6 protein-coding genes are annotated in these 6,207 nt (G+C 46.3%); all 6 read left to right on the top strand.

What is annotated here, in order from left to right; genetic code table 11:
- The first annotated feature begins 264 nt into the window (after positions 1–264).
- Positions 265–1,449, top strand: coding sequence for an NAD(P)H-quinone oxidoreductase subunit H (locus RLO19_RS20635; protein ID WP_446359307.1), 1,185 nt, complete (start codon positions 265–267; stop codon positions 1,447–1,449).
- Between the two features lie 135 nt (positions 1,450–1,584).
- A complete protein-coding gene (gene fabD, locus RLO19_RS20630; protein ID WP_446359306.1) occupies positions 1,585–2,466 on the top strand; it encodes an ACP S-malonyltransferase in 882 nt (293 codons plus the stop codon).
- Between the two features lie 750 nt (positions 2,467–3,216).
- Positions 3,217–3,930, top strand: a complete 714-nt coding sequence (locus RLO19_RS20625; RefSeq protein WP_446359305.1) for a PspA/IM30 family protein — start codon at positions 3,217–3,219, stop codon at positions 3,928–3,930.
- Between the two features lie 3 nt (positions 3,931–3,933).
- Complete coding sequence (locus tag RLO19_RS20620; protein WP_446359304.1) at positions 3,934–4,863, top strand: phosphate ABC transporter substrate-binding protein; 930 nt, start codon at positions 3,934–3,936, stop codon at positions 4,861–4,863.
- A 173-nt stretch (positions 4,864–5,036) separates the two neighbouring features.
- Complete coding sequence (locus tag RLO19_RS20615; protein ID WP_446359303.1) at positions 5,037–5,498, top strand: TAXI family TRAP transporter solute-binding subunit; 462 nt, start codon at positions 5,037–5,039, stop codon at positions 5,496–5,498.
- 41 nt (positions 5,499–5,539) lie between these two features.
- On the top strand, positions 5,540–6,178 hold the full coding sequence (locus RLO19_RS20610; protein WP_446359302.1) for a lysophospholipid acyltransferase family protein: 639 nt from the start codon (positions 5,540–5,542) through the stop codon (positions 6,176–6,178).
- Positions 6,179–6,207 lie beyond the last annotated feature (29 nt).

Here is a 6,207-nt window from a genome sequence, read left to right as displayed (position 1 = left end):
TAAATTTCTTGAGTTTTCTGTTGCTTCTTGCGGCGTGGCATCGTTACTTTTCCTCAACTAGATGCTCTAATCTATGCATAGCTTGCGCCTAAAGAGTTATGCAGAGATTTAAGCATATTTTAGGGGATCTGTCGAACCGCTATCACTAAACGCGCTATCTGGGGCATAATACTATCGTACCCTGACCCCGGAACCTCACCTGAATGTCTATGGTAAATAAATAGGCGTCATCGCTAAAAGTTGGGTAAACCAAATACATTACTTATGGCACAACTCGAAACCAGAACTGACCCAATGGTTCTCAACTTGGGTCCTCACCATCCCTCCATGCACGGCGTTCTCCGCTTAATCGTCACCTTAGACGGGGAGGATGTAATCGATTGCGAACCGGTTCTCGGTTACCTGCATCGCGGCATGGAGAAAATAGCTGAGAACCGCACGAATATTATGTATGTCCCCTATGTGAGTCGGTGGGACTATGCCGCGGGCATGTTTAACGAAGCGATTACAGTCAATGCCCCAGAAAAATTGGCAGATGTTCCAGTACCCAAACGCGCCAGCTATATCCGCGTGATTATGCTGGAGTTGAATCGAATCGCCAATCACCTGCTTTGGTTAGGACCATTTCTCGCCGATGTCGGGGCGCAAACTCCTTTCTTCTACATCTTCCGGGAAAGGGAATTGATTTACGACTTGTGGGAAGCCGCAAGCGGACAACGACTGGTTAATAATAACTACTTCCGCATTGGTGGAGTAGCGGTTGATCTTCCTTATGGGTGGGTTGACAAATGTGAAGACTTTTGCGACTATTTTGACCCCAAAGTCAATGAATACGAACGCTTAATTACCAACAACCCAATTTTCCGCCGTCGCGTCGAAGGCGTGGGTACGATTACCCGTGAAGAAGCGATAAACTGGGGACTTTCAGGTCCAATGTTGCGGGGTTCTGGCGTGAAGTGGGACTTGCGGAAAGTTGACCACTATGAATGTTACGACGACTTTGATTGGGAAATCCACTGGGAAACTGCCGGGGATTGTCTTGCTCGGTATTTGATTCGGATTCGGGAAATGCGGGAATCCCTGAAAATTATTCGTCAGGCATTAAAAGGATTACCAGGCGGTCCCTACGAAAATCTGGAAGCCAAACGCATGGCTGAAGGAAAGAAATCTCAGTGGAATGATTTTGATTACCAGTATATTGGCAAGAAAATCGCTCCAACCTTTAAGATTCCTCAGGGTGAACACTATGTTCGCCTCGAAAGTGGTAAAGGAGAACTGGGAATTTTTATTATTGGGGATGATAATGTTTTCCCGTGGCGTTGGAAGATTCGCCCACCAGATTTCAACAACTTGCAAATTCTGCCCCATATTTTGCGGGGAGTCAAGGTGGCAGATATTATGGCAATTCTCGGTAGTATTGACGTGATCATGGGTTCAGTAGACCGTTGATTGAGCAACAGATATTGAGAGAAAGTGGTACGTTGCTTGACGTGCCACTTTTTTTAATTAGCGTTGAATCAAAATAATTGATTGTGCATTTCTCCTGAGATAATGAATACCCTGACCCACCGTAAGGAGTAGAAGATGACTAAAACCGCATGGGTGTTTCCCGGACAGGGTTCTCAAGCTGTCGGTATGGGAGCGGATTTAGCCGATTTACCCATTGCTCAAGCTAAATTCGCACAAGCCCAGCAAATTTTAGGCTGGGACGTGCTAGAACTGTGCCAAAGTTCCGAAGAGAAACTTTCTCGCACTTTGTATACTCAACCCTGTCTCTATGTCATCGAAAGCATCTTAGCTGATATCATCCAAGAACGAGGACATAAACCGAACCTTGTCGCGGGTCACAGTTTGGGCGAATATGTAGCACTTTATGTGGCTGGTGTCTTTGACTTTGAGGCGGGGTTAAATTTGGTCAAACGTCGTGCTGAACTGATGGATAGTGCATCAGGGGGCATGATGGCGGCTTTAATTGGATTTAACCAGGAACAGCTTGACCAACAAATTCAGCAGCATGATGATGTGGTATTAGCCAATGATAATAGTCCGACGCAAGTCGTGATTTCCGGAACTCCTGATGGCGTGGAAGCGTTATTGAGTCAGGTTAAAGCCAAGCGAGTGGTGCGGTTAAATGTATCGGGGGCGTTTCACTCTCCGTTCATGACATCAGCCGCCACCGAGTTTCAGACGGTGTTGGAGTCTGTTCCCTTTGCTGATGCTAAAATTCCTGTTTTGTCCAATGTAGAACCCATACCCGCCACAGAAGCCACCATACTCAAGGAACGCCTGCAACGTCAGATGACGGGAAGTGTGCGCTGGCGAGAAATTTGCTTACAACTGTCAGAGGAAGGGATTGAGAAGGTGGTAGAAATTGGTCCAGGAAAAGTTCTCACGGGTTTGATTAAACGGATGTGTCGGGATATAGTTTTGGAAAATAGGGGAAGTTTGGCGGATTTAACGGGTTAAAACCACTTTCTCACTGTTGGAATTGTAAGTTCTGCCAGTTAGTCTGACAATATTGAACAGATAATGGCAAACACAAACCCGACGGTAGGGACACTGCAATGCCGTGTCCCTACTGTTGAATAAGAACAGAGCCGCTAGTTTTAGTTATCAATGGATAATTAATAATTGATAATTGACAATTGATTAATTGGGTCTAAGACCTCTTCGTTTACAAAGAAATTAAAAAAGATTTTCCTTAATTTCAATCCTCTTCTTTTAAGGAGAGGTCATTATCCATTGTTCATTATCCATTGTCAATTTGTGAATCTGTGTAGTTTTTGCGTCAAAGGGCAACATCTCGATATCACGCGCACTAAAAAGTCCATTGACAAACTTAACTATTCCCACGGGTACTCAAACTTGAGGCACGGTAACCGTCTGACAAAATTTTTGCTTGTTTAATTTGACTCTTGTAGCCCGACTGATTAATTCTTAATTTATTAACCTAATGTTAACCTAATGAGTCTACTGTAAGTTATATATTTTCCATTTCTCTGTTACCTGTTGCCCAAAATCCGTCGGTGACACTTGCAGGTATGGGATGTGGTCGCTGTTTTCGGAAAATCGTCATTTTGTAAAGAAATATTACAAAATTGATCCTTTTTCGTAAAAGGCAAGACTAAACCTTGAGTGATGTGTAGAACGAATAGTTCTTCTATTGAATCAATAGTCAAAACCAAGAACGAGCGTATTTACAGTGAGTTTAAATCGATGAAAAAAGCAGTTTACTGGCTCATGGGAGAAAAAGCAGGACGGGTTGCCGTCGGCACCTGGAATTGGCTGTGGGGGATGCCTGTAGAAACAGGTGGCAAAGTTGCCGTAGAGGTAGCCGAACAATCCCTGCGCTCCATGCAAGAATCCGTGCAAAAGCTTGCCCATGCCGTTTCTACCCAAGTGGCGGCTTATGAAAGAGCCAAGCAAAAATATGAGGCGAAAACCCAGGAATTGCAGAACTTTGAACGGCAAGCCGCGATCGCGCAGCAAAATGGCAATGAAGAAGGCGCTCGTTTAGCGATGACAAAGGTACTGCAAATTGAGCAGCTTTTGCCTCAGTTAGAAGAGCAAGTTAAACAGGCAGAACAGTTCGTCAATGCCTCAAAAGATAAGCTGAATCGGGAACGAATGAAGCTGGAACAATACAAGACTGACATGCAGAACATGAAAGACATCTCAGAGATTAACGAGGCATTATCGGCAATGGCAAAAGTTAACAGCGACTTGAGTATTGATTCAGCCAGAGCGCAGTTTGAACAAGCCAAAAGTGCGGTTGATCGGCGTAATTTGCGTACCAAAGCCTACGCTGAACTATCTGAAAATCCGGCGGAAAAACTCAGCGCTGACTTGGAAACCATGGCGATAGACGATGCCGTATCCCAACGTCTGCAAATGTTAAACAATTCTAGTCCCAAGGAACTTCCTGAATAAATTATGGCAAAGACAAGTAGCGGTCCTCCTCCGATTGTTTTTATCCTGATTGTTCTGCTGTTGCTGTGTGGTGGTTACTGGTGGTTTGTCATGCGCTCAAAACCAACCCAACCGGGAGCGATCAACCCACCGCCAGGGGGTCAAGTCACACCCCAACAACCCCCTGGGCAATCAGCCCCCACCAGTAGCACATTTCCCTTGCCTACGTCAGTTCCTGCTGGCACAACGGTGAGGATTGATGGCTCAACCAGCATGGTTACCATTAATCAGAACCTCAAACGTGGCTTTGAGACTCAGTTTCCCGGTACAACGGTAACAGCCCAAGCTAGGGGTTCCGAGGTGGGACTTCAAGCTGTCCTAGGGGGTCAAGCAGACATCGCCGCCGTATCCCGCCCCCTCACTCCCGCAGAACAAGGTCAAGGCTTGATGGCACAGCCAATTGCCACGGATCAGATTGCCGTAGTTGTGGGACAAAACAATCCGTTTTCAGGTTCCCTCTCCTTGGCTCAAGTTGCTGGTATTTTCCAGGGACAAATTAATAATTGGTCTGCTGTTGGCACAGCATCAGTTCCGATTCGGGTGATTAATCGCCCACCGGTGAGTGGCACTCATCAAGCGTTTAAGGAATTAGCCCTAAATGGTGGGAATTTTGGCACGACACCCAATATTATTACCTTACCCAGAGATGAGACAACCGGTTTGCTGCGAGAACTGAACACAGACGGCATTGGCTATGCCACTTATGCCCAAGTTATCAACCAGCAAACGGTGCGATCTGTACCAATTGATGGGGCAGCACCAGGAACGCCTAATTATCCCCTGCAACGGCAGTTGTATTACGTGTATAAAAATCCCGCTAACCCAGCCGTTCAAGCCTTTGTGGGTTATACGACTTCACCCCAAGGACAACAAGCTATGTTTATTGGCAATTAAGGAGCTTTGTCATTTGTTTATGTCATTCGTCATTTGTCGTACCTAACTTGAAAAGGGGGTGACTTCATCGGATTTGGTATTACACTAGAACCGTCACCAGTTTCCTATCCGTTCTCACAGCAACAGAAGCCATGCTCCAGACGTAGCCTGTCTGGAAGCGGGGACGAGGAATTGTGTCAGCAGAACGTTTATTAAACTCAGGTACTCTGCTAGCTATGTCCCATCGGTATCCAATTCGGTTAAGCCGTAAAATTTTCCTAATTCTCTTCAGCCTAGGCTTAATTGTAAGTTTAACCGGCTACGTGGTTATTAAGCGTAACCGAGTACATCACCTCACCATCGCCGCCGGGTCGAAACAAGGGGAAAGTTACCTCTTTAGTCAGGCAATGGCACAAGTCGTTGCTAAATATAACCCGAAAATTCAGATCAAAGTCCTGGAAACCAAGGGTTCAAAGGAAAATATAAGACTGCTAGAAGAGAAGAAAGTGCAACTGGCGACAGCCCAGGCGGATATCCCTGCCCTACCCTCGGCGCGGATTGTGTCTAAATTATTCCCTGATATGTTTCAGTTGGTTGTCCAAGCCAACCAACTGGAAAAGAAACAGAAAATTGGTTGTCTCCAACTGATACTCTAATACAACAGCCCCATCAGGGGGGATTATGTTTAAGATGTTCTGTGACTAGAAACCGCGAACCCTTTGCTAGCCTAATCCTCTACCACGCCTTTAAATGGTCGGTAGTCAGCCCAGTGCTTAACATTTACCTACGAGGTCACATTCATGGTGCTCAACATGTGCCGATGGATGGTCCACTGGTTGTCGTCAGTAACCACGCCAGTGACTTTGACCCGCCCATTGTGTCCAATTGTGTGCGGCGTCCGGTGGCATTTATGGCAAAAGAGGAATTATTTCGCGTACCAGGACTCAAGCAAGCCATTCAGTTGTATGGTGCTTACCCAGTGAAGCGGGGTGCAGCAGACCGGAGTGCCATTCGTGCGGCGATTGAGTGTTTATCACAGGGGTGGGCTGTGGGTGTCTTTTTACAAGGAACGCGCACGGTGGATGGTCGTATTCCTGAACCCAAGCTTGGTGCTGCCTTAATTGCAGCTAAAGTAAACGCCCCTCTACTGCCCGTAAGTTTATGGGGGACTCATACCATTTTCCCAAAAGGTTCACCGATACCGCGTCCTGTACCTGTAACCGTGCGAATTGGTCAACCCATTGACCCCCCGGCTTCGACGAAACGACCTGATTTAGCCACAGTGACCCAGAAGTGTCAAGCAGCTATTCATGCTTTACATGATTTAGGACGATGAATCATATCGACCTATCGCATCGGGTACAG

Origin of the sequence: Coleofasciculus sp. G2-EDA-02, from assembly GCF_040226375.1 — a bacterium.
GTDB lineage: Bacteria > Cyanobacteriota > Cyanobacteriia > Cyanobacteriales > Coleofasciculaceae > Coleofasciculus.
This window is presented reverse-complemented; position numbering and strand designations above follow the sequence as displayed.

Bases quoted from the DNA above. Each gene is read 5' to 3' on its own strand.
- RLO19_RS20625 (WP_446359305.1), top strand. From the start codon at position 3,217: ATGAAAAAAGCAGTTTACTGGCTCATGGGAGAAAAAGCAGGACGGGTT.
- RLO19_RS20620 (WP_446359304.1), top strand. From the start codon at position 3,934: ATGGCAAAGACAAGTAGCGGTCCTCCTCCGATTGTTTTTATCCTGATT.
- RLO19_RS20635 (WP_446359307.1), top strand. From the start codon at position 265: ATGGCACAACTCGAAACCAGAACTGACCCAATGGTTCTCAACTTGGGT.
- fabD (WP_446359306.1), top strand. From the start codon at position 1,585: ATGACTAAAACCGCATGGGTGTTTCCCGGACAGGGTTCTCAAGCTGTC.